We start from the raw sequence: 26,043 nt of genomic DNA on the forward strand, positions 1-26,043 counted from the left end.
TCCCTTCGCACTTGCGGGAGCGCCGAAGGGACGGCAGACCGGCCGCCGTTTCCGCGCCCCGTATTCGGGATAGCGTTTTCACTCCTGTTCCTGCACAATGACGACCATGACAACCTGGGAACTTGAAGCCGAGATCGGGTCGTACTACGAGCGCGGCGAGGAGGGCGCGCGCCTGACGCGCAGCCCGCGCGGGCGCCTGGAGTTCGCCCGGATGCAGGACCTGCTGCGCCGCAAGCTGCCCGGTGAGGCGCTTGACGTTCTTGACGTGGGCGGCGCGACCGGCATCCACTCCAAGTGGCTCGCCGAAGACGGCCACCGGGTCACCCTCATCGACCCCGTCGCGAGCCAGGTCGAGGTCGCCGCGGAACTGCCCGGCGTCACCGCCGTCGTCGGCGACGCGCGCGAACTGCCTTGGGACGACGCGAGTTTCGACGCCGTGCTGCTCATGGGCCCGCTCTACCACCTGACCGACCGGAAGCAGCGCGTGCAGGCGATCGCGGAGGCGCGGCGGTGCGCGCGTCCCGGCGGCATCGTCGCGGCCGTGACGATCAACCGCAGCTCGGGCTGGTGCGACTGGCTGCTCTCGCAGTCCAACGACATCGACCGGAAGATCAGCGCCGAGGACAGCCTCCGCATCCTCGGCGACGGCGAACTGCGGTACTTCGAGCAGGAAATGTTCACCACCGCGTACCTCGCGCACCCCGGCGAGGTCTACGAGGAGTTCGCCGATGCGGGCCTTGAGGGCCCGGCGCAGTATGCCGTGCAGGGCTTCCCGGGGTACATCCCCGAACTCGAGCGGCTCATCGACGAGCCCGAGGCGAGCAAGCACCTCATGGACGGCCTGCGCGTGATCGAGGCCGAGCCCTCGCTGCTCGGCGCGAGCAACCACCTGCTGACCGTCGCGACGCTGCCTTCCTAGACGCGGGTCGCGGGGCGCCCTCGGGTGCCCCGCGGCTGTGTCTTGAAAATGGGACATCGCTTGCCCTCGACCTGGGGCGCCGCTAGTGTCCCGGACATGTGGAACCGCAGCTTTCTCATCCTCCACGGCGTGGAGAACCGCAGGCCCGAAGGCCACTGGCAGCACGAGCTCGCCATGGACCTGCGCGAGCGCGGCGAGCAGGTCTTCTACCCGCAGCTGCCCGACACCGACCGGCCCTCGCTCGCGGACTGGACCGACGCGTTCCGGGCCGAGCTGGCGCTCATGCGCGGCGAGAAGGTCGTGGTCTGCCACAGCCTCGCCAGCGTCGCGTGGCTGCACCTCGCGGCCGCTGACGCCGCTTCGGCCAACCCGCTCTCGGCCGACCGCGTGCTGCTGGTGAGCCCGCCGGGGCCGAAGGCGTTCGAGTGGGACGTCATCGCCGGGTTCACTACCGCGGGTCTCCACCTCGAAGGCCTGCGGCTCGCCAAGGGCGCGGTGCGTCTGGCCTGCTCCGACGGCGATCCGTACTGCGTCGAGAACGCCGTGGAGTACTACGGGCGGCCGCTGGGCTGCGAGGTCGACGTGATCCCCGGCGGCGGCCACATCGCCCTGGGCGACGGCTACGGCCGCTGGCCCGCCGCGCTCGCCTGGTGCCTCGACGAGTCAGAACGCCTGACCCCCAACAGGTAAGGCGGGAGTCTTCACATCGGCCGTTTGCAGTGCCAGACTGGGACATGCGCTGGATTCGGATCGCCGTCGTCGGCGCCTTCGTGCTGGCCGCCGCCACCGCGGCGCTCGCCGGGAGCCTCGCGAGCCCCCGCGACGACCGAGCCGCGGCCGCCTCCGATCCTCCCGACCTGACCGCCACCGCCGAGATCCGCCGCATGTTCATGAAGCCCGGCCAGGTCGCCATCGCCGTGACCAACCACGGCGACGCGCCCGTCCGCGTCCTCGGCGTCGAGCTCGTCACGGAGTCCTTCGCGCCCTTGGGCGTCCAGGCGTTCGACACCGAGGTCCCGCCGAGCGTCAACGCCCGCGACATGATCACCAAGTACGGCGAGGCGCGCTGCCCCGACGGCGCCGCCACCACCGCCGAACCCGCCTCCGTGACCTTGCACGTCGCCACCGAAGACCAGGCCGAACACACCGTGACCCTGGAATTGTCGTACCCGAACGGCACACTTGACCGATTGGTCCGGGAAGCGTGCGCGGCGCAGGCGGTGGCCGCGTCGGCCCGCATCGAACTGGGGGAGCTGAGCCCGGCCGAGGACGGCACCCTGGAAGGGAGGTTGAGCGTGACGCCGCTCGGAGACGCGGCGCTGGACGTGACCGAGGTGCGCGGGAGCGTCCTCTTCGAGATCCACCCCGGCGCGTCCGTGCCCGAGGCCGGCGGCGAGACGGTGCCGCTCGTGTTCGACGCGCACCGCTGCGACGGCCATGTCGTGGGCGACGCGAAGCACCCGTTCGGGTTCACCGTGTGGATCGCGATCGACGGGGGCGAGCCGGTCGCCACGCCGCTCGACGTGCCGGAGGCCCAGCGTGAGGCGTTGTGGGCGATGCTCGACGTCCGCTGCGAGGGGCTCGAGTGACCGGTTGAACCGTTCCAATCGATGGAACTGGGGGAGGCGAACACGGCACATCGGACGTACGCTGGAAGGCGTGGGTGATCACACCGATACTTCAGGTAACGAGGCGCACCAGTTGCGCACGCGCCTCGTGGGGGGCCTGCGGTCGCGCGGCGTGATACGAAGCGGGGCGGTGGAGACGGCGATGCTCGCCGTGCCGCGCCACCGCTTCGTCCCCGAGGCGCCGCTGCGCATCGCCTACGCCGACGACGTGTACGTCACCAAGCGCAACAGCGACGGCGAGCCCGTCAGCTCCGCCTCGCAGCCCGCGATCGTCGCCGAGATGCTGGAGCAGCTCGACGTGCGCCCGGGCCACCGCGTCCTGGAGATCGGGGCGGGCACCGGCTACAACGCCGCGCTGCTCGACGCGCTCGTCGGCCCCGACGGCGCGGTGACCACAGTCGACATCGACGCCGACACCGCCGGGCGGGCCCGCAAGGCCCTCGACGACGTCGGGTGCGACCGCGTGCGCGTCGTGCAGGGCGACGGCGAGCTCGGCTTCATCGACGGCGCGCCGTACGACCGCATCATCGCCACCGTCGGCACCTGGGACCTGCCCCCGGCCTGGTGGGACCAGCTCGCCGAGGGCGGCAGACTCGTTGCGCCCCTGAGCATCCGCGGCTGCGAGCACTCGGTGGCCTTCGACTACGCGGACGGCGTGATGCGCAGCCGCTCCATCGTGGGCTGTGGTTTTATGCCGATGCGCGGCCTCGGCAGCCAGGAGGACCAGACCGTCGAGCTCTCCGAGGGCCGCATCATGACCTTCCACGTGGAGCACGAGGTCGAGGCCGACGGCGTGCGCGGCGTCCTCGACGGGCGCGGCACGACCGTGTGGACCCCCGTGCAGCTCAAGGTGAACGACGACGCCACGCAGCTGTCGCTGTGGCTGGCCTGCGCGTTCGCCGGGTACGGGCGCATGAGCGCCCCCTTCGGCGACCACGGCCTGCAGCGGCTGCTGCTGCGCTGGGCGAACCCGGCCGTCGTAGAGGGCGAGGACTTCGCGTACCTGGTGTGCCGCCGCCACGGCGGCGGCAACGAGATCGGCGTTCGCGGCCACGGCCCGAACGGCCCGGCGCTCGCCGTGCGCGTCGCCGACCAAGTCCGCGTCTGGGACCGCGAGTGCCGCGACGGCGTGAGCCTGCAGATCACCGCCTACCGCAAGGGCACCGGCCCCGACACCGAGCCGCGCTTCACCGTCCCCAAACGCCACACCCGCCTCGCCATCGAGGTCGCCGCCACCGACGGCCTTGCCTGACCCGGCAGTGGCGGCGGCCACTGCCGGGGAACGTTTCACCGCGAGCGCCCCTCTTCCTTCCTGACGAACCGTTCCGTTCGGAAGGACCAGCCCATGACCCGCCATCCCAGGCTCGCGTACGCCGTCGAAGCCGCGCTCGTCGCCGATGCCGCGATCCACCTCCTCTGGGCCACCGGAAGCACCTGGCCCGCAAGCGATCTCCGGATGCTCTCCTACGCACTCCTCGGCGCTGAAGTCTCGTTCGCGCCCGGACTCCTGCTCGCGCTCACCGGCATCGCCCTCGCCACGCTCGCGGTGATCCACGCCCGCGCCCGCGTCACCCGCGGCCACCGCCTCTACCCGCTCCTCCAAGCGGGGACCCTCGCGTTCCTCTACTTCCTCAGCGCCCGAGCGCTGGCGGGCCTCGTCTGGTGCCTCGGCGTCGGCACACCGCCGGACTATCCCGCCTACTACCGGCTCAACCTGCTGCTCTACACGCCGCTGTGCCTCGCGATGGCCGCCGCGGTCTTCGCGATCTCCAGGCGCGGCGCGACACCCCTGCGCCTGCGCGGCAGGATCGCACTGGCCGCCGCGCCGCTCCCGGTCGTCGCCCTCCTGGCGGGCGCCTACGCCTGGACCCCGGCCGAAGCACCCTACGACACCGCCGACGCCGGCGTCGACTCCCGTTACGCCGAAACGGCACTCGCCCGCTTCCACTACACCCGCGAAGGCGACGGCAGCCCCGTCGTCCTGCTCTCGCCCGGCGCGTCCTGGCTGTTCGCCTGGCAGGACCAGGCGCACGCCCTCGCCGAGGAACACACCGTCTACACCGTCGACCTGCCCGGCCAGGGCTACACCGAACTCCGCCAGGACTTCGACTACACCCTCGAAGCCGTCACCGAAGCGATCGACGCGTTCCTCGACTCACAGGACCTCGACACCGTCGCGCTCGCCGGGCACTCCTGGAGCGGTGGTTGGGCACTCGCCTACGCGCAGGCCCGACCCGAACGCGTCGACCGCCTCGTCCTCCTGGCACCCAGCGGCGCCGACCGGCCCGACCCGGCCTCGTGGGAGGCCCTGAAGACCCCCGTCGCCGGGGAACTCCTCACCAACCTCTACTCAGGACGCGGTGCCGCCGAGCAATCGCTGCTCGGCATCGTCGAGCACGACGACGCCGTCACCGACGAGATCATCGACGCCTTCTGGAAGCCCAATACCCGCACCGCCAACCTCCGCTCCGTCTACCTCTATGAACGCGGCCTCGACTGGTCCGCGACCGAAGCGGCCATGCCCGCCGTCCGCCAGCCCGTGCTCATCATCTGGGGCACCGCCGACAACGTCCTCCCGGTCGCCGACGCCGAGGTCTTCACGGCCCGCCTGACTGACGTGCGCCTCGAGACCCTCGACGGCTGCGGCCACGCCCTCACCCTCGACTGCCCCGACCAGGTCCGGACCCTGATGTCAGGATTCCTCACGTGAACCCCGACGAGCTCGCCCCGCTGGTCCGCCAGGCCCAGCGGGGCGACACCCTCGCCATGAACGACCTCCTCGACGCCCTCGCACCCTACGTCGGGCGCATCTGCGCGCCCATCGCCCTCGGCCACGGCCCCGACGCCGCCCAGGAAGCCCTCATCGCGATCTTCAAGTCGCTCAAGCGGCTCCGCGCACCCGAAGCGCTCCTCGCCTGGGCGCGGACGATCGCGGTCCGCGAAGCCGTCCGCATCGCAAAGGACCGCTGCACCGCCCCCGCCGAGCTCGCCGAACTTCCGCAGCCGGGCGACCCGCAGCTCGAAACCGAGATCGAGGACGTGCTGCGCCGGCTCTCGCCCGAGCACCGCGCGATCCTCGTCCTCCGCGTCCAGGAGGGCTACAGCGAAACCGAGGCCGCTGAACTCCTCGCCATCGAGGTCGGCACCGCCAAGTCCAGGCTCAACCGGGCCCGGCGCACTTTCCGAAAGGCGTGGTCCGCGTGAACCAGCACTGGCCCGTGGCCGAACCCGACGCCGTCGCGCGCCTCCGCGCGCTGGCCGCTGCGATCGGCGGCGCGCACGTCACCGAAGGCGTCGTCGAAGCGCCGTTCGCGCGCGTCTGGGCGCACCTCGCCGACCTGGAGGGCGGGTTCGGCGACATCGAACCGGACATGAAGCGGCTCAAGGTCATCAGCGAGGAGGACGGCCGCATCGAAGCGCTCGCGGTCAGCCGGTACGGGATGCGGGCGCGGCTGCGCGGGACGCTGCGCCCCGGCTGGTGCTGGCTGCAGAGCCGCTTCCTGCTCATCGGCGTGGCCGCCGTGCCCCACGGCCCTGGGCGGACCCGGGTGGCGTTCACCGGCGGTGTCCGCGTGCCGGGCCGTGCGGCGCTGGTTCCCTTGGGCGTCAAGCGGTCAGGGGTCAGGTCGCTGCGGTTGCTGCGGCGCCGCATGGAACGCTGAGCACCTTCCCCGGGCGTCCCGTCACCCTCGCCTTCCCGCGCTTAACGATTCGAACTAGGGTGGGAGGGTCGTCGCCCGCCGATCAGTGCGCCCCACCCCCGGCGCCCCCTCGGCTCCGCTTCTTCGGGAGTGGGTGACCCCGTGTAGCGCATTCGCTGCGAATGGTCGCAGTGGACGCAATGCAGTAATAGTGGCTGACGCCCCGGAAAAACTCCCGGCCCCACTCGCCTCCGCCCCGAGTCGGCCGGTCGAAAGCCGTTCCCAGAAAGGACGCCCCCGATGTCCGAGCCGACGTTCAAACAGCGGGCACGCTATTGGTTCGACAACACCATGTCGAAGGGCACGAAAGCGCTCATTGGTTGGCTGACCGTAATCACCTTGGTGCTCACCGCGATAGGTGCGCTGTTCCTCGTCGTCGTCCAGGAGGGCGACGGCTTCGGCGGTACATTGTGGAAGTCGTTCATCCACATCCTCGACGCCGGGACCATCACCGGTGACGACGCCAGCGGCCCTGGCATGGTCGTCATGTTCATCACCACCATCGGCGGCCTGGTGATCCTGTCGTCACTCGTCGGTGTGCTGACGACCGGTCTCGACGCGAAACTCGAAGACCTCCGGAAAGGCCGCTCGCTCGTCGTTGAGAAAGATCACACCGTCATTCTCGGGTGGTCCGATCAGGTCTTCATCGTCATCTCGGAATTGGTGGAGGCCAACGAGAGCGAGAAGCGCGCCGTCATCGCCATCCTCGCCGACCGCGACAAAGTGGAGATGGAGGACGAGATCCGCACGAAGATCGCGGACCTCAAGTCCACGCACGTCGTCTGCCGCACCGGCGACCCCGCCGACCCCGACAGCATCGGCCTCGTCAACCCCGGCCAGGCCAAGAGCGTCATCATCCTGACCTCCGCCGAAGAGGACCCCGACGCGCAGCTCGTGCGCTCGCTACTCGCCGTCACCCAGGGCGGCAACGGCATCAAGTGCCACGTCGTGGGCGCGGTCGCCGAGGGCCGCAACCTCCCGGCCGCCCGCCTCGCCGGGGGCCGCGCGGCGCACATCGTCGACGCCAACGACCTCATGGCCCGCCTCATGGTGCAGACCTGCCGCCAATCGGGCCTCTCCGTCGTCTACACCGACCTGCTCGACTTCGGCGGCGACGAGATCTACATGGTCGAGGAGCCCGGCCTGTTCGGCCGCCCGCTCAGCCAGGCCCTGCACTCCTACCGCACGTCCTCGTTCATCGGCGTGCTCACCAAGGAGGGCCGCTGCATCATCAACCCGCCGTCCTCGGCCTCGCTCCAGCCCGGCGACAAGCTCATCCTCGTCGCAGCCGACGACTCGGCGATCCAGCTCGACGGCTCGCGCCCGGTGATCGACGAGAGCGTCATCGTCGCCCGCGCCGAGCCCGGGAGCCGGCCCGAACGCACCCTCATCCTCGGCTGGAACGCCATGTCGCGCACGATCCTCGAGCAGCTCGACCAGTACGTCGCGCCCGGCTCGGTCACCGACGTCGTCTCCGACCACCCCGACGCGCCCGAGGCCATCCGCAAGATCGGCCCCACCATGCGCGTCCAGGGCCTGAACTACAAGGAGGACGACACGACCGACCGGCTCCTCCTCGAATCGCTCAACCCGGGCTCGTACAACCACATCATCGCCCTGTGCTCGGACGACGTCGCGCCGCAGCTGGCCGACTCGAAGACGCTCGTGACCCTGCTGCACCTGCGCGACATGGCCCAGCGCTCCAACACCCGCTTCAAGGTCGTCTCGGAGATGGCCGACGACCGCAACCGCACGCTCGCCCAGGTCACGCAGGCCGACGACTTCATCGTCAGCGACAAGCTCATCAGCCTCCTGCTCACCCAGACCGCCGAGAACCCGCATCTCTCGCAGGTGTTCGGGCAGCTGTTCAGCCCCGACGGCTCCGAGATCTACCTCAAGCCCGCCGACCACTACGTGCGCACCGGCGTGCCGGTCAACTTCTATACGGTCGCCGAGTCGGCGCGCCGCCGCGGCGAGACCGCCATCGGCTACCGCGTCGCCGCCCAGGCCAAGCAGGCCCCCAGCTACGGCGTACACCTCAACCCGGACAAAGGCCTGCAGTTCATGCTGAACCCCGGCGACAAGATCATCGTCCTCGCCGAGGACTGAGCCGGAAGCGCCCGCCGGGAGGCGGCGGCCGTCACCGACGGTCACCGTCACCCGACGGGCGTACGACTTTAGTCATAGGACGGTTCAGACTTTCGGCAGAGGCGGGTGTCGGACACCGCAGGTAACTTCGATGGAGACCGCAGCACCCAGCGGAGGAAACCGAACATGACCGACACCACCGCACCCACCCCTGAAGCGGCCGAGACGCCGCCCGCCAGGGCACCGATCACCCGATTGTGGGCCTACGCCCGCCAGCACCTGCGCCTGCTCATCATCGGCGGCGCGCTCTCCTTCGCGGGAGGCATCGTCGGCCTCGTCCAGCCGCTCATCGCCATGGACGTCATCGACACCCTCTCGGCGAACGAATCGCTCACCAGGCCGCTGCTCTACCTCGGCGCGGTCGTCATCGTCGGCGGCGCGCTCGGCGCCCTTGGCCCCTACCTGATGCAGATCGCCGGGCAGGACGTCGTCCTCACCGTGCGCAAACAGCTCATCGACCGGCTCGTGCGCCTCGAAGTCGCCGAAGTCGACCGCCTCAAACCCGGCGACCTCGTCTCGCGGCTCAGCTCGGACACGAACCTCCTGCGCACCGTCGCCAGCACCACCGTCATCGGCGGCGTCACGGACGCCTTCATGATCCTCGGCGGCATCGCCCTCATGGCCTGGCTCGACCTCGCCCTGTTCGGCACCACCATGGCCATGGTCGCGTTCGTCACCGTGACGATGCTGTTCATCATGCCGCGCATCCAGCACGCCACCGTCGCCTCGCAGAAGGCCCTGGGCGACATGGGTTCGCTGCTGGAGCGCGTCTTCAGCGCCTTCCGCACCGTCAAGGCCTCCAGCGCCGAGGACCACGAGATCGGCCGCCTCAACGAGGCTGCCACCACCGCCCGCGATACGGGCGTCAAGGCCTCGTTCTGGGAGGGCCTGGCGGGCGTGCTCGCGTTCCTGCCCGTGAACATCGCGTTCCTCATGGTCCTCGGCGTGGGCGGCGCGCGCGTCGCAGACGGGGCCATGGAGGTCGGCACCCTCATCGGGTTCCTGCTGCTGCTGTTCTACATGATGGGCCCGATCAGCGGTCTCGTCGCGTCGCTCTCGCAGCTCCAGACCGGCCTGGCCGCGATCCACCGCGTCGAGGAGGTCGCGAACCTCGACGCCGAGGATTCCTCTTCCGAGGGCAACCTCCCCGAGGCCGTGCGCATCCCGGCCGGCACTGGTCCCGCGCAGGTCGTGTTCGAGGACGTCACCTTCCGGTACGCCGAGGACCTTCCCTATGTCCACCACGGGGTCTCGTTCGCTTCCAGCGGGCGCGGCCTGACCGCGCTCGTCGGCCCTTCGGGCGCGGGGAAGACCACGGTGTTCTCGCTCATCGAGCGGTTCTACCCGGCGACCACCGGCTCAGTGACAGTGGACGGCGTCGACGTCGCCGACTGGCCGCTGGGGGAGCTGCGCGGCCTCATCGGCTACGTCGAGCAGGACGCGCCGGTCCTCGACGGCACGCTCCGCGAGAACCTGGTGATGGCCTCGCCCGAGGCGACCGACGCCGACCTCGACGAGGTCGTGCAGGTCGCGCGGCTGACCGAACTGGTCGCCAAGCTGCCCGACGGCCTCGACTCCCGCATCGGCTACCGGGGCACGACCCTCTCAGGCGGTGAACGCCAGCGCGTCGCCATCGCGCGGGCGCTGCTGCGCAAGCCGCGCCTGCTGCTGCTCGACGAAGCGACATCGCAGCTCGACGCCGCGAACGAGGCGGCGCTCAAGCAGGTGATGCTCGACGCGGCCGAACGCACCAACGTCCTCGTCGTCGCCCACCGCCTCTCGACGGTGACCAGCGCCGACCAGATCGTGGTCTTCGACGCCGGCCTCGTACGAGCGGTCGGCACCCACGCCGAGCTCGTAGAGAAGGACGACCTGTACCGCGACTTGGCGGCCTCCCAGCTCCTCACGGCCGCATAGCGAAAGCCGAGGGCCTCGCGCGGCGGCGGATGCCGCGGCCGCCGCGCGAGAAACCAGCGGGAGTGCGCCAGTCCGAAGCGGCCCGCGTGGCATGGGAGCCGCCGCCGCGCGAGGACGGTTCCGCGGCGGTCGAGGTGGAGCCGGTCCCGCCCGCGAGCCCGCCACGGACGGGCGCCGGTCTGCGGCGGTTCGCTTCGCACGGGAGCCGCCGCCGCGCCCGGGCCCGATCGGATGGCCGCCGCGAGCCCCGGGCGGGCGCACGTGGCTCGAGTCGCAGTGTGGCCGCTCGGCGGCGGGTCGCGTGTGGGGCGGTGGGCGGTGATTTACTTGGGGGCGTTGGCGAGTGCCTTGCGGATGCCGTCGCAGAGTTCGGAGTAGTACTCGTCGACATAGTGGTACGGGCCCAGGCCCCAGCGGTGGTCGGGGTCGGCGACCCGGAGGTCGGGGTTCACTTCGACCGGGGGGAGGGCGCGGTCGCCGAGGGCCGCTTCGAGGATGCCGTAGGCGCGTTCGAGCCAGTTGTTGTTGCGCCGGGTCCGGCGCATTTCGCTCACGGGCCGGCCGGTCGTGTCGAGGGTGGCCCAGTACGCGCGGTGGACCAGGACCGGCACCTGCGGGAGCCGCGCCGCGAGTTCAGTTGCGGCCGTAGCGAACGGCCCGTCCGCGTCGAGCTCGTCGTCGTTGAGGATCTGCTCCGACCCGGGGAGGTCGGCCAGTCCGGCCTGGCGGAAGTACGTCGTCGAGGTCACCAGCCCGGAGCCGGTGTCGACGAGCGGCCAGCGCTCGTCGATGAGGTCGATGACGATCGGGTGGTCGATCCGGGCGAGCGGGTCGAGGCCCGTCTTGCGGTGGTCTTCGACGATAGTGCGGCGCTGGAAGGCCGAGTCGAGCTTGATGTCGTCGGGTTCGATCGGGCTCGGCGTCGACACGAGGCTCTGGACGCGGGTGCGCGAGACGAAGTGGACGGGCGCGGGCAGCGGGTCGCTGCCCAGGTCGGTGGCGTCGCGTGTGACGCAGCAGCCGATGAGCGAGTAGGTCGGGAGGAGGTGCTCCATGGGCGGATGCTCCGATCCGGTGGCGGCGATAGCACGAAAATGGCCAGTATGCAGGACCTGAGCGGCGTTCGGAAGGGACAAGCGCGGCCGTTCTTGTTGTTCCGCCGCAGTCAATCTGCGCGCAACCTCGCGCCCGCTCGGACGCAATCGAAAGACATTCGAAGGTTTCGATGCTTGACGTTCGGCCCCGGATGCGCCAAGATAGCTTAGAAAACGGTTCCTATAAATATATGGATCGTTTCATGGAGGTCCAGCCTCCCATGCCTTCCAACCGGACTCCTGATCTAGAAACCGATACCTGCGGGTTCGCGACCCCGGGTACCGGCTCGTGACACCCCCTGCCGCGATCGGATCGGGCCGGGCGGGACCGACTGGGAGGCCGTCGCCTCGGTGACCGTACCGATGGTCTTGGTGGTGAATGCCGGGGTGGCCACCACCGCCGAGGCGACGGCCTCCCGCACGGCCGCCCATGGGCCCGCGCAGCGGAGTGCGCCGCCCGAGGACCCCGCCCGGCGGCGTGTCGACCGCCGCCAGCCGCCGGATTTCTGGCATCGTTCAGGCCCCGTTCATGTTCGCGCCGAACGCGTGACGACCTCGGCCGCTTGACTGAAGGCCCATCCCCGATGGAGTCCAGTGCCGCAAGGCCGTTCCCCACGAAAGGACCTTCATGTCCCTCAAGAGCGTGCTTCTGCGCGGCGCGGCCGTGCTGACCGCAGCCGGAGCCCTCGCCGGCCTCGCCGCCGCCCCGGCCGCCGCCAAGTCCCACCACCACGAGCCCCTCGTGATCGCGCACCGCGGCGCCAGCGGCTACTTGCCCGAGCACACGCTCGAGGCCTACGCGCTCGCCGTCGAGATGGGCGCCGACGTCATCGAACCCGACCTCGTGCTCACCAAGGACGGCGAACTCCTCGCCCGCCACGAGCCGGTCCTCGACGAGACCACCGACGTCGCCGCGCACCCCGAGTTCGCGAACCGCAAGGCCACCAAGCTCATCGACGGCAAGCCCGTCACCGGCTTCTTCGCCGACGACTTCACCCTCGCCGAGCTCAAGACCCTCCGCGCCGAAGAGCGCCTGCCCGCCCTGCGCCCCGACAGCGCCGAGCACGACGGCGAGTTCGAGCTCGTCACCTACGACGAGGTTCTCGACTACGTGGGCACCCTCGACCGCAAGGTGATCACCTACCCCGAGATGAAGCACCCGTCCTACTACGAGGACAAGGGCATGAGCATCGAGGACGCGCTGGCCGACCTGCTGGAGGAGCGCAAGCTCGACCGCAAGCGCTCGCCGGTGTGGATCCAGTCCTTCGAGTACCAGAGCCTGCTCAACATCGACGAGCGCGTGGACAACCGGATCGGCCTGAACATCGACGGCCAGGGCGCCATCCCGGACGCGCAGCTCGACGAGTACGCCGAGACGCTTGACACGGTGAGCCTCAACAAGAACCGCATCTTCCCGCGGGCCGCCGACGGCTCGATCTCGGAGCCCACCGACATCGTCGAGCGCGCGCACGACCGGGGCCTGGACGTGCACGTCTGGACCTTCCGCGCCGAGAACAACTTCCTGCCGGCGAACCTGCGCGAGGGCACCGACCCGGCCGCGTGGGGTGACCTCGAGGCCGAGCTCAAGCTGTTCTACGACCTCGGCGTCGACGCGGTCTTCAGCGACTTCCCGGACCTGGCGATCGCCGCGCGCGACTGCTAGACCCGGACCGACCCAGGATTCACACCGAGAGACGAGGGGCCGCCCTGCCGCCGGGGCGGTCCCTTGTCGCGCGCCCCCGACTTCTTATTGAAAATCGTTGTCATTATGATGGCGGCATGGCAGTTCCGAAACGGCGCCTCTCGCGCTCGAACACCCGTAAGCGCCGCTCCCAGTGGAAGGCGAAGGCCCCGGTCGTCCAGGCGTGCCCGTGCCCGCGCAAGGAGATGATCCGGCCGCACCACGTCTGCACGCACTGCGGCGTGTACAAGGGTCGACAGGTGCTCGAGCCGTAAGCGCGAGCCGCCGCAGCAGCAGCCGCAGCCGCAACCGCGGGTGCGGCCGCGCGGCCGCCGCGCGGGGCGCGGCGGCTATAGGGCGTGCCCCTTCCCACCCGCATCCGCCTCCGACCACCTGGGATAAATAAGACGACTCTCCCACACGGGTCTGACATTCGAGTGTTTCTGCAGGTCGTGGTGGTGTTTAGCGGGGGATGGGGAGCTCGAAGTGGACCGTTTGGAATGGTTCGTCGAGGGACTCGGGGCGCATCTCGTTGACTGCGGTGCGCTCGTCGAAGAGGATGTTGCCGCGCTTGGACCAGAACTCGACTGCGCCGGGGGTGCGGGCGTCGGTGTGGAGGTATACGCCGGTGTAGCGGTCGCGGTCGGCGATGAACGCCATGCAGGCGTCGACGAGCGCGCCCGCCAGGCCCTGGCGGCGGTGCTCGGGCCGCACGTACACGCGGTACAGCGTCGCGGTGTGCCCCTCCTCGAAGCGGTTCGTCACCTCGAGCGGGTGCGGCGGCGAGACCGGGGTCTGGCCCCGCACGCCCGCCGTGGCCGCGACGACGCCGTCCTTGACCGCGACGAACAGCGTGTTGTCCTCGGGTGCAAGGTAGTACGAGTCGAGATCGATGATGTCGGAGTGCCACTGCGGCAGGTACCCGTGCCCGAAGTCCCGGTAGACGGTGTCGAGCATCACGGACCTGGCCCCGGGCAGGTCCCCGGATTCCGCCTGGCGCAGAACGTAACCCTCTACACCCCGGGTTCCCGGCGCGATCGCGATATCTGACATGTGTGCCATTATTGCATCCGATTTGCAATAGGAAACCCTTCGCGATAAGAGACGAGGCTCACTCCATGCCGCTCTCCCGGCGCACCCTGATCTCCTCCGCAGCCCCGCTCGGCCTCGGCGGCGTCCTCGCCACCACCGGCTGCTTCTCCTCCAGCGCAAGCGAATCCGGCGCCCTCGTCTTCGCCACCGCCCTCACCCCCGCCGCCGGGCTCTCGCCCCACTCCGAGGACGCGTTCCTCCTCGCCCGCTGGGGCGTCGCCGAAACCCTCCTCGGCCTCGACGGCAACGGCCGCCCCGTCCCGAAACTCGCCCTCGACTGGACCCAGGTCGACGCCACCGCCTGGGACCTCACCCTCCGCGACGACGTCGTCTTCCACGACGGGCACCCCCTCGACGCCTTCGCCGTCGCGGTCGCGCTCAACTCCGCCGCCCTGGGTGCGAGCGTCCCCCGCGTCATCGACGGGATCGGCCTCCAAGCCGACGACCTTGACGAGTACACGGTCCGCATCAGCACCGAAGCCCCCGACCCCGTACTCCCGCAACGGCTCTCCAGCCCCTACCTCGCGATCCTGTCGATGGGCGCCTATGCCTCCGACCCCGTCGACCCGGTCGGTTCCGCGACCGGGCCGTTCGCGATTACCGAGTCGACCTCCACCGGCGTCGTCCTCGAACGCAACGACGACTACTGGGGCGAGAAAGCCGCCATGCCCGGCTACCGCTCCGACTACGTGCCCGACGCCGCCACCCGCGTCGCCGCGCTCCGCTCCGGCGAAGCCCACGTCATCGAGGCCGTCCCCTACGCGCAGATCGCGAACCTCGATGCCTCGAAGCTCCAGGACGCCCCCACCGGCCGCACCGTCAGCCTCTACCTCAACACCGCGACCGGCCCCCTCGCCGACCCCGCGCTCCGCGCCGCCGTCGCCGCCGCGATCGACACCGCGCCGATCGTCGACGACATCTACGAGGGCCGCGCCGACGCCCCCGAAGGCCTCTTCGGCCCCGCACTCGCCTGGGCCGCAGGCCATCGCGACTACACGCTCCCCGAAGCCGCGACCCCAGCAGGCGAGACCCTCCTGATCGCCACCTACTCCAACCGCGCTGAACTCCCCGAAACGCTCACCGTGATCGCCGCCCAGCTGGAGGCCGCCGGGTTCGCCGTCGAAACCGAAGTGCGGGAGTACAACGACATCGAGCCCGACATGCTCGCCGGGGACTTCGACGCGTTCCTCATGTCCCGCTCCGTCGTCCAGGACTCCGGCGACGCCTACACCTACCTCGACTCCGACTTCACCAGCGACGGCGGCTTCAACGCCTCGCTTCTGAAGGACACCACTGTGGACGACGCCGTCGCGGCGGTCGCCACCGCCGCCTCTCCTGACATGGACTCTGACGCCGCAGCCGCGGCCCGCCAGAGCGCCGTCCTCGACGCCGAGGCCGTCGTGCTCGCCACCGTCGCCGTCGTCCCCATCGCCCACGAACGCCTCGTCACCGGCGTCGCGGGCGGCGCCGCGAACGTCACCAGCGACCCGCGCGAACGCGAGATCATCACCGCCGCAACGACCATGGAGTAGCCCGTGGCACTCCTGCGCGGCACTCTCACCCGGGCCGCGGTCCTCCTGGCCGTGCTCGCCGCCATCGGCCTGCTGCCCTGGCTCGCCGACCGCGACCCGGCCCTCACCGTCCTCCGCGCCCGCTACCCCGGGCGCGAGGCCACCGACGGCGCACTCGATGCGATCCGCACCGAACTCGGCCTCGACGCCGGGCCGGGTCATGGCGAGCTTGCGAGCTATAAATTGGCACTGTCGATCCTGCGGGAGTGGATCGGCGGACTGACGCGCGGCGACTTCGGGACCTCTTGGACGAGTGGGGAACCCGTCGCCGAGACGGTGCTTCCTGCCCTCGGCGTCTCGCTCACCCTGATGGCTGCCTCTCTTGCCGTCACGTTCGCGATCACGGCTGCCGCGTGCCTGCCCGCGCTCCGGCGCGCCGCCGAAGGCCGACCCGTCGGCGCCAGCGGCGTCGCCGTCGCCTCCCTCGCGGCCCTCCCCGACTTCCTCATCGCCACCCTCGGCGTCGCCGTCTTCGCCACCTGGACGGGCCTCCTCCCCGCCTACGGGTTCAACGGCCCCGCCAACCTCGTCCTGCCCGCCCTCGCGATGGGCCTGCCCGGCGGCGGCGTCCTCGCCCGCCTCGGCCGCGACGCCATCGGCCGCGTCGCCGCCGAAGACTGGGTCCGCCAATGGCGCACCGCCGGATACACGCGCTCCCGTATCGCACAAGGCCTCCTGCGCCGCGCCCTCCCTCCGGTCCTGCCCCAGTTCGCGATCATCGCCGTCTCCATCACCGGCGCGGCCGTCGCCGTCGAGACGGTCTTCGCCATACCCGGCCTCGGCCGCGCCGCCCTCGCCGCCGCCGACGCCCAGGACCTCCCGGTCCTCCAGGCCTGCATGGCACTCCTCATCGCCTTCGGGTTCACCGCTGGACTCCTCGCCCGCCTCGCCGCGAAAGCCCTCGACAGTGAAGCCGAAGCACTACCGGTCGCTCCGCCGGTCTCGGGCGGGCGCCGCCGCCACTACGCCTGGATCGCCGCCACCGCCGCGCCGCTCCTCCTCGCCGTCGCCTACGGCCTCATCAGATCCGGCGATATCGCCACCGGCTCCCGCCTCGACGCCCCCTCCGCCGCCGCCTGGCTCGGCACCGACGAACTCGGCCGCGACGTCCTCGCCCGCCTCGGCCAAGGCGCCCTCTGGACGGCAGGTGCCGCGTTCCTCGCGTGCGGCCTCGCCTACCTGCTCGCGCTCGTTCTCGGTTTCGTGCCGCGCCTGGCGCACCCGCTCGCGGAGGCGTTCAACTCGTTCCCGGTCGCGATCGCCGGGATGATCGTCGTCGTGGTCCTCGGACGCGGCCAGTTCGGGGCGGTCCTCGCGGTCGTCGCCGTCTCCTGGCCGCCGCTCGCCGCCCACGCCGCCGAACTCGTCGCCCAGGCCCGCACCGCCGGACACCTCGAAGCGCGCCTCGCCCTCGGCGCGGGACGCTGGTGGACGCTCCGCAAGCACACCCTGCCGCTCGTCACCGGACCCCTTGCGGCCCATGCGGGTCTGCGCCTGCCCGGCATGGCCCTCGGCATCGCCTCGCTCGGCTTCCTCGGCCTCGGCGCCGCACCGGACTCACCCGAATGGGGCGCCAGCCTCGCCCGCTCGCTCCGGTACCTGGAACGGGCGCCACTGGCGGCCCTGGCCCCGGCCGCCGCGATGATCGCCCTGACACTTGCCGTCATGGCGGCGGTTTCACTCCCGAGACGCGTCACACGTCGCCACTGAGACCGAGGAACCGGCTCGGTGACAACGGAAAGGCCGGGCCGCCGTAGCGGCCCGGCCTTTGCGCTTCGCTATTCCCAGGGGCGCGGGGACATGACGCCCGCTATCGTGCCGCTCGGGGCGGCGATGCCTGCGATGCGCAGACCCGGGACGTCCATCGGTTCGGCGGCGACGGTGCCGCCGAGTTCGACGGCGTCCTCGCAGACCTCGTCGGTGTCCTCGACGCCGAGCATCACGGTCCACTGCGCCGGGAGGTCCAGTTCCCAGCCCTCGGAGGCGTGGCAGCCGCCGAACTCGCGTTCAGAGTCGGCGGCGCTCACCGCCGCGTACGGCTTCGTGTTGGAGGATTCCTCCCACGGGGGAGTGGCCACCTTCCAGCCGAGCAGGTCCGCGTAGAACTTCATGGCCTCGGCCGGGACGCCGTCCAGGCGGTACTCGACCCAGCCGACGCTGTTCGGCTCGCCCCACACCCCGAACCCGGCCCCCGGCTCGTGCATCTGGACCAGCCCGAAATCCGCGCCCTGCGGGTCCTTCAGCATCGAGAACCGCAGCATCCCGCCCATGTCCTCGGGCTCGATCGTGACCGATGCGCCCAGGTCACGGGCCTTCGCCGTGGACGCGTCGCAGTCGGCGACGCTGAACTGCACGCTCCACACGCGGCTCGGCTCCATCCCGGGCGGGCACGGCATGATCCCCATGACCGGGCGGCCGCCCTCCGACCCGTCCGGGACGCCGAAGGTCGTGTAATGCCCGAACTCCTCCCCGGCGTCCACGGCCTTCCACCCGAACAGCGCCTTGTAGAACGCGGTGTCGGCGGCCAGATCGGCGGTGAGGGAATCGGACCAGATCGGTGCTCCCAGCGGGATCGCGGTCATGGCGCACTGCTCCTTCGCGAGTGAAGTCGATCAACCTCCTCACATTCGCACGGCCCACCGGCGACCGCAGGGCTTTCTCAGTCCAGCTTCTTGCTCGACATGATCGTGAAGTGCGCGCCCGTCGGCGACACCAGCACCGCCATCCGCCCGCCCGGGTCGTCGACCGGCGCGACCGCGACCCGCCCGCCCAGGTCCACCGCCTTCGCCGCCGTCAGGTCCACCGAGGCCGTGCCGAAGCACACCAGCCAGTGGGGCTTCATCCGCACTTCCGGCCCGAGCGCCATCCGCGCCCCGCCGAACTCCACCGCCGCGCCCGGCAGGTGCCCGTGCGTCCACAGCCCCACATAAGGCGCGTCGTGCGAAGGCTCGTCCTCGCCCGGCACCTCGACCGACCAGTTCAGCAGCTCCGCGTAGAACTGCATCGCCTCCACCGGCGCCCCGTCGTACACGTACTCGAACCACACCGCCGCGCCCGGCTCGCCGTACGCCGTGAACCCCACGTGCTCGCTCATCGGCTCGAACAGGCCGAACGCCCCGCCGTCAGGGTCCTTCAACGCCGCGTACACCAGGTCGTCGCCCACTCGCACCGGATGGCTGACGATCTGGCCGCCCAGCTTCTCCGCGTCAGCCGCCGCCCGGAAGCAGTCGGCCACATGGAACGCGACCCCCCACGCCGACAACGCGTCAGCGTCGCCCGGCGGGTTCGGCGCCAGCCCGCCCACCGCGCGCGCCACCGACACCGTCGAACCCAGGCACAACTCCGTGTAGTGCCCGAACTCCTCGCCGGTACCGAAACTCGACCACTTGAACAGGCGCATATAGAAATCCAGGTCCCGGGCCAGATCAGGGGTGTTCGCGTCGGCCCATATCGGGGCCCCGAGCGGAATCTTCGTCGGCATACGGTCCTCCACGGATCGGGTCGGCTACACACACCGTCCCACGGGGGTACGACACGGGCAAGACCCCGCGCGTGAACAGAACCGCCGGTTACCCGCCCGAGGAGGCCCGGAAACGCCCCGGCCCGCCGGTACCGGAGCGCCAGCGGGCCGAGTGGAAGAAGGAACTAGCTCCGGCGCTGCTCCCGCAGCAGGTCCCGGATCTCCTGCAGCACTTGGATCTCCGCCTCAGCGTGCACCTCGTCGACCTCCTCGGCGGGCGGCGCGAACCGCTCGCGGAGCTTGTTCATCGGCATCACGATCACGAAGTACACCGCCAGCGCCGTCAGGAAGAACACCAGCAGGCCGTTCAGGAACACCCCGTACGGGAAGACCACGCCGTTCACCGTGAACTCGCCGCCGACCTCGGCGCCGCCGGTGATCAACGTGATGAGGGGGTTGAGGAACGCGTCTCCGAACGAACCCACGAGCGCGGTCATCGCCGCACCCATGACGACCGCGACGGCCAGCTCGACCACGTTGCCGCGCATCAGAAAATCTTTGAACCCTTTGATCATGCCCAAGAGTCTCGCATCTCCGCCCATTGGAACAGCTGTCGCGAAACCCCCGTGTCGCAGTGGCGCACGAGACATCACCCGGAAGGGAACAACCCGGGCATGCGAACGGTTGCATCCGAGAGCGGCCGAGCGACCCCCGGCCCGAACCACCCTGAGACTTCGAAAGGCAAGACCATGAGCGACATTGTCATCGGCGGCGACCTCCAGGTGAACCGGCTCGGGTACGGCGCGATGCGCCTCTCGGGCGACCCGGGCATCTTCACGCCGCCGAAGGACCGCGCGAGCGCCATCGCGGTGCTGCGCCGCGCCGTCGAACTCGGCGTGAACTTCATCGACACCTTGAAAGCATGAGATTGACACACCTCTAGACTCATGTTCATGAGAGTTCTAGGGGCACTGCGTTTGAGCCGCAGGACAGACGAGTCAACCTCCATCGAACGCCAGCGTGAGGCAGTCGAGATGTGGGCGAAGCTCAACGGACACGACGTGATCGGGTGGGCCGTAGACGACGGGGTTTCCGGGGCAACCTCCCCCTTCGACCGGCGCGGGTTCGGCCCTTGGCTGAAGGGAGACAAGCTCAGCGAATACGACATCGTGTGTGCGCTCCGCGTAGACCGGCTGGGCCGTTCGGTCTTTGAGTTCCTGAGACTGGCGGACTTCCTTGAGAAGCAAGGCAAGGCGCTTGCTACGACAGACAACATGATCGACACGAGTACTCCGCAAGGGCGATTCTTTGCCGTTCTGTTGTCAGCTCTAGCTGAGTGGCGGCGGAGCATGGATGCCGAACTGGCGCAAGAGTCGCAGGCGAAGCTGAGGATGTTGGGGCGCTGGCATGGGGGGCGTGTCCCGTTCGGATATGAAATGGAAAAGCGCGAGGGGGGTTCGTACCTGAGTCGCCACGCGGTTAATGCTGGGCTAGTTGCCCAACTTGTTGAGAAGCGTCTAAGCGGTCTTTCCGGCTGGCAGTCTGCCCACTGGCTTAACGCGCAGGGAGCGCGTACGTCAACGGGCGAAGAATGGAAGCAGAGTTCCATTTCCCGCCTGTTCAAGTCTCATTGGCTGATCGGGCAACGACTTTCTAAAGGCAAGCTGGTTGTCAACGAAAGTGGAACACCCGTTCAGTTCGGCGAGCCGTTGATTAGCTTTGCGAAGTTCGATGAACTTCAGGGCTATGAGGCAGCGATATCGAAACCAAGGACAATTACGGGTGAGGCCTACCTAGGTAAGAAGATCCTCTATTGCTCCGGGTGTGATCGTGTCATGTATCGAAATCACCCCGGCAAGACTCGCAACTATTTTTACTATGTCTGCCAGTCGGTCACGCGACGCGATGGGTGTTCGGAGAATCTTAGGATTCGCTGCGACTTGGCGGATGAGAAGATCGAAGAAATCTTTATGCTCATGCGTGGCGACATGCCAGTCATGGAGCGCGTATTCATTGCAGGTAGTGACCATTCTCGCGAGCTTAAGCAGGTTCAAGCAAATATTGACCGCTTGCGCGATGAGGCTAACCGGGGCTATTTTGAGAGTGATATGGAATCATACTACTCAATGATGGATGCTCAGACTGCGCGTCGGAGGGAGCTTGAGTCACTTCCTGAAGAACCCGACCGATACGAGTATGTTCCGACTGAGCGAACCTATCGCGAGGCATGGGAATCCGCAGATGTCGAAGAGCGCCGCAAGATGCTAATTGACTTGGGCGTGAAGGTCGCTGTACACGGCCCTGATTCGAATGTATTGCGCGAAACTTATTCACAAGACAGTAAGGTGTCCACGTTCCGCATTGCGGTAGGGGACAAGGGTCATGCCCTAGTTCTCACTTCTGATAATCTTCCGTTCTCAATCACTGAGGATGCTGCCGAAGGGCTTCTTAGCATTTTCGGGGACGGTGCTGTGATTGAGAGCGATGATATTTACAGGGTAAATCAGTGGAGTGCGGCAACCAAGGCATGTAAGAAGTGTAAGGCGGGAAATCCCTGCGGCATGCATATCGGTGCCATTCAAAGCTTGATAGCGGAAGTTCGTGAACGGTCAGAGGTCACGTCTGGTAGGGGCGCAAGCCGGGACTGATTCAGGCTTCCTCGTTGGGTATATTCGAGCGGGGGAGAGAGAGCCGCATGGGGCGGCGGGATCCCTAAGGCAATCGCACACGTAAACCGACCCCGCCCCTACCTCTGCCCGTACCCACCTCTATGGGCAACACTGAGCGATTCAAGAATCGTTTGCTGAGTCATCCATGCAACGGACATCATGAGGGCTTCACAGGGCATGTCAGCGGCTATGCCTACTCGGCAGGTCTGCCAGCCTGAGGGCTGCCAGCTTTGGCAAGGATTGCTGTAGCCCAAATGATGGATTTACAGTCCTCTGCCTTTACGGCAGTCCTATTGAAGGCAAGGCAGTAAGAGCACATCCCGTCAACATCTGCGAAGTGGAAGCGAAGCTGGCTACGGGCCATGCCTATCAGGCTGGCAGAGTACAGCTCAACAGGCTTGACGCCTTCCATTACTCGACATCCCCTTGCACCATGCGCCGCAAGTAGATAGCTCTCTCACAGGGCCACTGAATCGACTCTTTCTTGTCTCTAGAGCACTTGGCGCAATGCTGCCCTGTCCAGCCGTCTGGGGAGTGTCCGCCTATGGCTTCCGCCCGCTGATACTCCCTGTGCTTCTCAAGGTCCCCCATAAGTCGACTACGCCCCTTCGATAGTTCCTAGAGTTCCTAGAGTTGCTGAGGAAGCCCCGCCCCACCTGACAGGGCTTCCCCTCTCCGACTGTCCAACCATCTGCGAGTCAACCGCCCAGCCAGTCAGCACACCAGGCGGGAAAGCCCCTCAGACTGAGCCTGAGCCGTAGCCAGTCAGAGGGCTGGGATTCTGTAGGGCCTTGCGCCTCAGGCGCTCAGCGTCCACGTAGGCGTCACATTCCCCGGCCTTCACGGTCACTCCGCCTCTGAGACAAGCTGAGCAACGCCAGTCACCCGAAGTAGCCGAGTGAGTCTGCATGACCTCAGCCGCTTCCTCAGCGGCACTCTTCGACTTGTAGATCATCGCTACCCCTCACAGACCCTTGCGTCCCTCAGCTGCTCATGCAACCGCCTCAGCTCCCGCTCAAGCTCCGCCTTCCGGTACTTGGAGTAGTGGCAGTCAGCGGACCACTCGGCCGTGATGTCGTCGGCATCCTCCGGAGCCGTGGTCGCTACCGTGGACACGACACAGCCTCGCAACTCCCGTATCTCCCGCTCTCTCGGAAACCAGAAAGCACCAATAACCACATTGACCTTGGTGTCCAGCCAGACACCAACTGAGAGCCGCCATTCGGGCGGCTCAAGCCCTGTCCCGCGCTCCCGTGGGTTCTGACCTGGAATCTTCATAGGGCTATCGTTGGGCTACAGGACTGTGACACGGGAGACGCCAGCCGTTGCCTGGTGTTGCCAGTCGAGATAGCAACAGGCGGAGGGGCGAAGTGGTGAACTTCGGGGAACTCATGCGCGCCGAGCTTGCGCGCCACGGCTACACCCTCCGCTCCGCCTGCCGTGAAATGCACCGGAATCCAGCCATGCCCAGCCGAGTCGTCAACGGGCATCAGCCGCCGTCAGAGACGCTGGCGAGAGACCTGGATAAGCTTTGCGGGACAACGAAGTTCAGCAAGGCGTACCAAGCTCTCCGGCAAGCCAACGAGGAAGCTAGGGCCACTCCGACCGGAAGGGGGGTCGACCCTGTGATCCGTCGTGAAATCCTCAGGCTGGCAGGGGCAAGCGGAGCCATGATGCTTTCAGTGCTGACAAGCACCGAACCCTCTCCGAGCTTCCCAGCTGGTGACTATGCTGCAATCAGCGCTCACCTCTGGCGAGTGTACGGACGCGTTGAATCCAAGTCAGAGGTCTTGCCTTCCGTAGCTGAACACCTTGGAAGCCTTCAGGAAGCCTTGTCAAGCGGAGGTAGTCAGCAATCCATCAACCTGTTGTGTTCTCTCCAGAGTGAAGCTCTACAGCTTGCCGGGGAAGTTTTCTACGATGCTGGACACTATGACGAGTCGATCAACGCCTACCTGCTATCCAGTTCAGCGGCAAAGGAAGCTAGAGATTTTGATCGCTGGGCTTGTGCCCTAACCCGATACGCCTTGGTGCTCAATACAGAGAAGCGCTGGCGTGACAGCCGAAACCTGCTTGAGGCAGCGGACAGGATAGCCCTTCAGGGCGACGGACAGCTTTCTACTCGGCAATGGGTGGCGAGTGTCCGCGCTGAAGTCGAAGCGGCACAGGGCAACGCGTCAGAGTGCGAACGAGCCCTAGACATTGCAAACACGGTCATAGATTTGACCGGGCCTGTTGGTAACGGTGGCTGGCTCCGCTTCGATGGCGGAAGACTTCCCGAACAACGAGCCTCCGCCTATCTCTCACTGGGTCTGTATGACCGGGCGGAAGTTGAGCTTTCGAGAGCACTCACAGCGTCTGTGACGCCTAGGCGCTCAGCAGCGATACTCACAGACCAGGCGCGGCTAGCAGTTCACCAGAAAGCCTATGAAGCGGCAGAAGGGCATATCAGCGAGGCACTGTCTTTGGCCGCGCGCACACACTCTGGGTACATTCTCGGCAAGCTCAGTCAGCTAGCCGACGATATCCGCCACGGCGACAACGACCCGCGCGCAATCCAACTTGCTGAATCACTCAGCGAGGCAACGAGAGGAATCTAAATGTCCACAGAAGGAAAGCTCTTTAGGCAGGCTTGGATTGACGGCGTAACCAAGCACTATCCCGGGGAGCCGAAGACAGGATACGTTGCCCCGTGGGACGAAATGAGCGAGTGGGAACAGCAGTCGGCCGAAGCCGTCTATAAGCAGGTTGCAAACTTCATCCAAGTTAGCAGCGGCGCAACCGCCAAGCTCTCCCGAGAGCAACGAGGAAGGTTTGTGGCTACCTGCTGGAATGCTCAAATCTTCCGGCACTTCGACAATCCCAAACCGAGCTATGTTGCGGACTGGCCGGAACTTCCGGAGTGGCAGCGAGAGACTGACTCTGACATCTTCGATGTAATCGAGACTGAAACGCACGGATAAACCCCTGAAGATAGATAGCAAGAGCCCCCTGTCGAAACAGGGGGCTCGTTTCTTGCCTACGCCTTGACAACCTCTCGATTGCGCTCATAGTGAGCGCGTACCGCAGCGAACATCACCCGGTCAACCTCTACACCATTGGCCCTGAATTCCAATGCTCCATCAACTTCCTTGGCCTTAGCGGCTTCATCCAAATCAGCCAACGGGTGAGCCCTGTAAACACTCGGCCGAACCCACTCGACAGCCTGAACCAAGCCCGGAGAAACCATCTTTCTCAGGTTGTCCCTGACAGTCTTGGACTGCAAGCCGGTAGCTTGCGACACTTCCTGAACAGTCATCCCGTTGACACGGGAGGACGACAACAGAGAGAAGATAAGTTCAGCGTTAGGGCCGAGCCCCGGCCTACCTGAGAACACGTCAACCGCAAGGGTGGTTACATGCTTCTCTAGGATATCTCCGGAGATACTTTCTGAGACATATGATCCTGTTCCCCCCCTAGGTCTATATGTTTCAGTAACTCCCTTCAGAGGGTCCCATTTGAAGTTGATACGGTACTGTTTTGCCTGGTCAACTGCCCTATCGTATCCAACATGAGTAAGCAGTCCTACCCTAACGAGCCTATGCAGGGAGCGGGAAGCGGAGGCCTTGGAGATGCCAGCGCGGAGCGCCAAGTCCCTAACGCTGATGTTCAGCGCTGAAGTTCCAACATCCATTGCCCAATACGTGATGAGGACCGCCACCTTACGATCTATGGCGTATCCCCTGCCGGGGAACCGGTAGCCCTGAATACGGTCCCTGACCTTAAACAGGTCTCGGACGAAAACCTCAGGAATGAATCCCGGTGGAACGTACTTGGAGTCGGCAAATTCCCAAGCCCTTCCTACAGAACCCAACCACTGTTTTGAACGCTCACTATCTTTCTTACCTCGCAGCTGGCGGGCAAGCTTAGAACCGGTAATCAAGGCAGTGTATTCAGCTTCGGACATCCCTGCGTCCATGCAACGGAACGCCAGCGTCATGGCGTTGCCGAACGGGTCATGTGCCCTGCCGTTGCCGTTAAGCAGGTCTTGCACCGAAGGGTGTAGTTCTCTAGTCAACCGTTCTCCATCTAATTCACATGTTCATCCCGTTCGGGATGCCTCAGCGAGGCTATCGAGCCCCACCGACAACACGATTCAAACACACGTACGGTTGCCAACTCAA

The 26,043-nt window shown here is 67.3% G+C and carries 23 protein-coding genes and 1 pseudogene; 17 read left to right on the forward strand and 7 right to left on the reverse strand.

Annotation, left to right across the window (positions count from 1 at the left end; all coding sequences use genetic code 11):
• The first annotated feature begins 106 nt into the window (after positions 1–106).
• The 9 genes from ACZ60M_RS03650 to ACZ60M_RS03690 all read left to right on the forward strand — a co-directional run bounded on the left by ACZ60M_RS03650 (position 107) and on the right by ACZ60M_RS03690 (position 10,313).
• Positions 107–919 carry a class I SAM-dependent methyltransferase gene (locus ACZ60M_RS03650; RefSeq protein WP_465414339.1) on the forward strand — a complete coding sequence of 271 codons (813 nt, stop codon included), beginning with the start codon at positions 107–109 and terminating at the stop codon, positions 917–919.
• A 96-nt stretch (positions 920–1,015) separates the two neighbouring features.
• A complete protein-coding gene (locus tag ACZ60M_RS03655; protein ID WP_465414341.1) occupies positions 1,016–1,609 on the forward strand; it encodes an RBBP9/YdeN family alpha/beta hydrolase in 594 nt (197 codons plus the stop codon).
• 29 nt (positions 1,610–1,638) lie between these two features.
• Positions 1,639–2,508 (forward strand): hypothetical protein, encoded by an 870-nt coding sequence (locus tag ACZ60M_RS03660; RefSeq protein ID WP_465414343.1) that lies wholly within the window; start codon positions 1,639–1,641, stop codon positions 2,506–2,508.
• Between the two features lie 70 nt (positions 2,509–2,578).
• Complete coding sequence (gene fxlM, locus ACZ60M_RS03665) at positions 2,579–3,799, forward strand: methyltransferase, FxLD system (RefSeq protein ID WP_465414345.1); 1,221 nt, start codon at positions 2,579–2,581, stop codon at positions 3,797–3,799.
• Between the two features lie 93 nt (positions 3,800–3,892).
• On the forward strand, positions 3,893–5,257 hold the full coding sequence (locus ACZ60M_RS03670; protein ID WP_465414347.1) for an alpha/beta fold hydrolase: 1,365 nt from the start codon (positions 3,893–3,895) through the stop codon (positions 5,255–5,257).
• Positions 5,254–5,751, forward strand: a complete 498-nt coding sequence (locus ACZ60M_RS03675; protein WP_465414349.1) for an RNA polymerase sigma factor — start codon at positions 5,254–5,256, stop codon at positions 5,749–5,751. The genes ACZ60M_RS03670 and ACZ60M_RS03675 overlap by 4 nt, the downstream gene beginning before the upstream one ends.
• Complete coding sequence (locus ACZ60M_RS03680; RefSeq protein WP_465414351.1) at positions 5,748–6,209, forward strand: hypothetical protein; 462 nt, start codon at positions 5,748–5,750, stop codon at positions 6,207–6,209. Before ACZ60M_RS03675 ends, ACZ60M_RS03680 begins: the two co-directional genes overlap by 4 nt.
• A 279-nt stretch (positions 6,210–6,488) precedes the next feature.
• Positions 6,489–8,357 carry a CASTOR/POLLUX-related putative ion channel gene (locus tag ACZ60M_RS03685; protein ID WP_465414353.1) on the forward strand — a complete coding sequence of 623 codons (1,869 nt, stop codon included), beginning with the start codon at positions 6,489–6,491 and terminating at the stop codon, positions 8,355–8,357.
• 165 nt (positions 8,358–8,522) lie between these two features.
• The gene (locus ACZ60M_RS03690; RefSeq protein ID WP_465414355.1) at positions 8,523–10,313 is read left to right on the forward strand and encodes an ABC transporter ATP-binding protein; all 1,791 of its coding nucleotides are present in this window, start codon (positions 8,523–8,525) and stop codon (positions 10,311–10,313) included.
• A gap of 323 nt (positions 10,314–10,636) precedes the next feature.
• Here the strand turns inward: ACZ60M_RS03690 and ACZ60M_RS03695 are convergent, their stop codons facing one another.
• A complete protein-coding gene (locus ACZ60M_RS03695; RefSeq protein WP_465414357.1) occupies positions 10,637–11,368 on the reverse strand; it encodes a DUF6270 domain-containing protein in 732 nt (243 codons plus the stop codon).
• A gap of 667 nt (positions 11,369–12,035) precedes the next feature.
• On the opposite strand from ACZ60M_RS03695, the gene ACZ60M_RS03700 reads away from it, so the two are divergent.
• Together ACZ60M_RS03700 and rpmF are read left to right on the forward strand one after the other, a co-directional pair.
• Complete coding sequence (locus ACZ60M_RS03700; protein ID WP_465414359.1) at positions 12,036–13,070, forward strand: glycerophosphodiester phosphodiesterase family protein; 1,035 nt, start codon at positions 12,036–12,038, stop codon at positions 13,068–13,070.
• Between the two features lie 116 nt (positions 13,071–13,186).
• Positions 13,187–13,363: a 50S ribosomal protein L32 gene (rpmF, locus tag ACZ60M_RS03705; RefSeq protein ID WP_465414361.1), complete on the forward strand. Its 177-nt coding sequence runs from the start codon at positions 13,187–13,189 to the stop codon at positions 13,361–13,363.
• Between the two features lie 187 nt (positions 13,364–13,550).
• Here rpmF and ACZ60M_RS03710 read toward each other — a convergent pair whose 3' ends face one another.
• Entirely contained in the window at positions 13,551–14,141 is a 591-nt protein-coding gene (locus ACZ60M_RS03710) for a GNAT family N-acetyltransferase (protein ID WP_465414362.1), read from the reverse strand.
• Positions 14,142–14,206: 65 nt separating this feature from the next.
• Here ACZ60M_RS03710 and ACZ60M_RS03715 point away from each other — a divergent pair, with 65 nt between their 5' ends.
• Positions 14,207–15,712 carry an ABC transporter substrate-binding protein gene (locus ACZ60M_RS03715; protein ID WP_465414364.1) on the forward strand — a complete coding sequence of 502 codons (1,506 nt, stop codon included), beginning with the start codon at positions 14,207–14,209 and terminating at the stop codon, positions 15,710–15,712.
• Between the two features lie 3 nt (positions 15,713–15,715).
• Positions 15,716–17,461, forward strand: coding sequence for an ABC transporter permease subunit (locus ACZ60M_RS03720; protein ID WP_465414365.1), 1,746 nt, complete (start codon positions 15,716–15,718; stop codon positions 17,459–17,461).
• Between the two features lie 68 nt (positions 17,462–17,529).
• Here the strand turns inward: ACZ60M_RS03720 and ACZ60M_RS03725 are convergent, their stop codons facing one another.
• From ACZ60M_RS03725 to mscL, 3 genes are all read right to left on the reverse strand, one after another.
• Positions 17,530–18,333: a VOC family protein gene (locus tag ACZ60M_RS03725; RefSeq protein WP_465414366.1), complete on the reverse strand. Its 804-nt coding sequence runs from the start codon at positions 18,331–18,333 to the stop codon at positions 17,530–17,532.
• A 77-nt stretch (positions 18,334–18,410) separates the two neighbouring features.
• Complete coding sequence (locus tag ACZ60M_RS03730; protein WP_465414368.1) at positions 18,411–19,232, reverse strand: VOC family protein; 822 nt, start codon at positions 19,230–19,232, stop codon at positions 18,411–18,413.
• A 164-nt stretch (positions 19,233–19,396) separates the two neighbouring features.
• Entirely contained in the window at positions 19,397–19,813 is a 417-nt protein-coding gene (gene mscL, locus ACZ60M_RS03735; protein ID WP_465414370.1) for a large conductance mechanosensitive channel protein MscL, read from the reverse strand.
• Positions 19,814–19,960: 147 nt separating this feature from the next.
• Between mscL and ACZ60M_RS03740 the strand changes: the two are divergent.
• Positions 19,961–20,125, forward strand: a pseudogene (locus tag ACZ60M_RS03740) (aldo/keto reductase); the annotation flags it as partial.
• A gap of 39 nt (positions 20,126–20,164) precedes the next feature.
• Complete coding sequence (locus tag ACZ60M_RS03745) at positions 20,165–21,859, forward strand: recombinase family protein (RefSeq protein WP_465414372.1); 1,695 nt, start codon at positions 20,165–20,167, stop codon at positions 21,857–21,859.
• A gap of 978 nt (positions 21,860–22,837) precedes the next feature.
• Here ACZ60M_RS03745 and ACZ60M_RS03750 read toward each other — a convergent pair.
• Positions 22,838–23,158: a hypothetical protein gene (locus tag ACZ60M_RS03750; RefSeq protein WP_465414373.1), complete on the reverse strand. Its 321-nt coding sequence runs from the start codon at positions 23,156–23,158 to the stop codon at positions 22,838–22,840.
• Positions 23,159–23,505: 347 nt separating this feature from the next.
• Between ACZ60M_RS03750 and ACZ60M_RS03755 the strand changes: the two genes are divergently transcribed.
• Together ACZ60M_RS03755 and ACZ60M_RS03760 are read left to right on the forward strand one after the other, a co-directional pair.
• A complete protein-coding gene (locus ACZ60M_RS03755; RefSeq protein WP_465414375.1) occupies positions 23,506–24,480 on the forward strand; it encodes a transcriptional regulator in 975 nt (324 codons plus the stop codon).
• Positions 24,481–24,843, forward strand: coding sequence for a hypothetical protein (locus ACZ60M_RS03760; protein ID WP_465414377.1), 363 nt, complete (start codon positions 24,481–24,483; stop codon positions 24,841–24,843).
• Positions 24,844–24,899: 56 nt separating this feature from the next.
• Here ACZ60M_RS03760 and ACZ60M_RS03765 read toward each other — a convergent pair whose 3' ends face one another.
• Positions 24,900–25,913 (reverse strand): helix-turn-helix domain-containing protein, encoded by a 1,014-nt coding sequence (locus ACZ60M_RS03765; protein ID WP_465414379.1) that lies wholly within the window; start codon positions 25,911–25,913, stop codon positions 24,900–24,902.
• Between the last annotated feature and the right edge of the window lie 130 nt (positions 25,914–26,043).

The organism is Glycomyces sp. NPDC050141 (genome assembly GCF_055586545.1).

Excerpts from the sequence above, each read along its gene's own strand:
- ACZ60M_RS03725 (WP_465414366.1), bottom strand. The coding sequence starts at position 18,333 with ATGACCGCGATCCCGCTGGGAGCACCGATCTGGTCCGATTCCCTCACC.
- ACZ60M_RS03760 (WP_465414377.1), top strand. The coding sequence starts at position 24,481 with ATGTCCACAGAAGGAAAGCTCTTTAGGCAGGCTTGGATTGACGGCGTA.
- ACZ60M_RS03695 (WP_465414357.1), bottom strand. The coding sequence starts at position 11,368 with ATGGAGCACCTCCTCCCGACCTACTCGCTCATCGGCTGCTGCGTCACA.
- ACZ60M_RS03730 (WP_465414368.1), bottom strand. The coding sequence starts at position 19,232 with ATGCCGACGAAGATTCCGCTCGGGGCCCCGATATGGGCCGACGCGAAC.
- ACZ60M_RS03655 (WP_465414341.1), top strand. The coding sequence starts at position 1,016 with ATGTGGAACCGCAGCTTTCTCATCCTCCACGGCGTGGAGAACCGCAGG.
- ACZ60M_RS03745 (WP_465414372.1), top strand. The coding sequence starts at position 20,165 with ATGAGAGTTCTAGGGGCACTGCGTTTGAGCCGCAGGACAGACGAGTCA.
- ACZ60M_RS03670 (WP_465414347.1), top strand. The coding sequence starts at position 3,893 with ATGACCCGCCATCCCAGGCTCGCGTACGCCGTCGAAGCCGCGCTCGTC.
- ACZ60M_RS03685 (WP_465414353.1), top strand. The coding sequence starts at position 6,489 with ATGTCCGAGCCGACGTTCAAACAGCGGGCACGCTATTGGTTCGACAAC.
- ACZ60M_RS03700 (WP_465414359.1), top strand. The coding sequence starts at position 12,036 with ATGTCCCTCAAGAGCGTGCTTCTGCGCGGCGCGGCCGTGCTGACCGCA.
- rpmF (WP_465414361.1), top strand. The coding sequence starts at position 13,187 with ATGGCAGTTCCGAAACGGCGCCTCTCGCGCTCGAACACCCGTAAGCGC.
- mscL (WP_465414370.1), bottom strand. The coding sequence starts at position 19,813 with ATGGGCGGAGATGCGAGACTCTTGGGCATGATCAAAGGGTTCAAAGAT.
- ACZ60M_RS03715 (WP_465414364.1), top strand. The coding sequence starts at position 14,207 with ATGCCGCTCTCCCGGCGCACCCTGATCTCCTCCGCAGCCCCGCTCGGC.
- ACZ60M_RS03710 (WP_465414362.1), bottom strand. The coding sequence starts at position 14,141 with ATGTCAGATATCGCGATCGCGCCGGGAACCCGGGGTGTAGAGGGTTAC.
- ACZ60M_RS03650 (WP_465414339.1), top strand. The coding sequence starts at position 107 with ATGACAACCTGGGAACTTGAAGCCGAGATCGGGTCGTACTACGAGCGC.
- ACZ60M_RS03750 (WP_465414373.1), bottom strand. The coding sequence starts at position 23,158 with ATGAAGATTCCAGGTCAGAACCCACGGGAGCGCGGGACAGGGCTTGAG.
- ACZ60M_RS03690 (WP_465414355.1), top strand. The coding sequence starts at position 8,523 with ATGACCGACACCACCGCACCCACCCCTGAAGCGGCCGAGACGCCGCCC.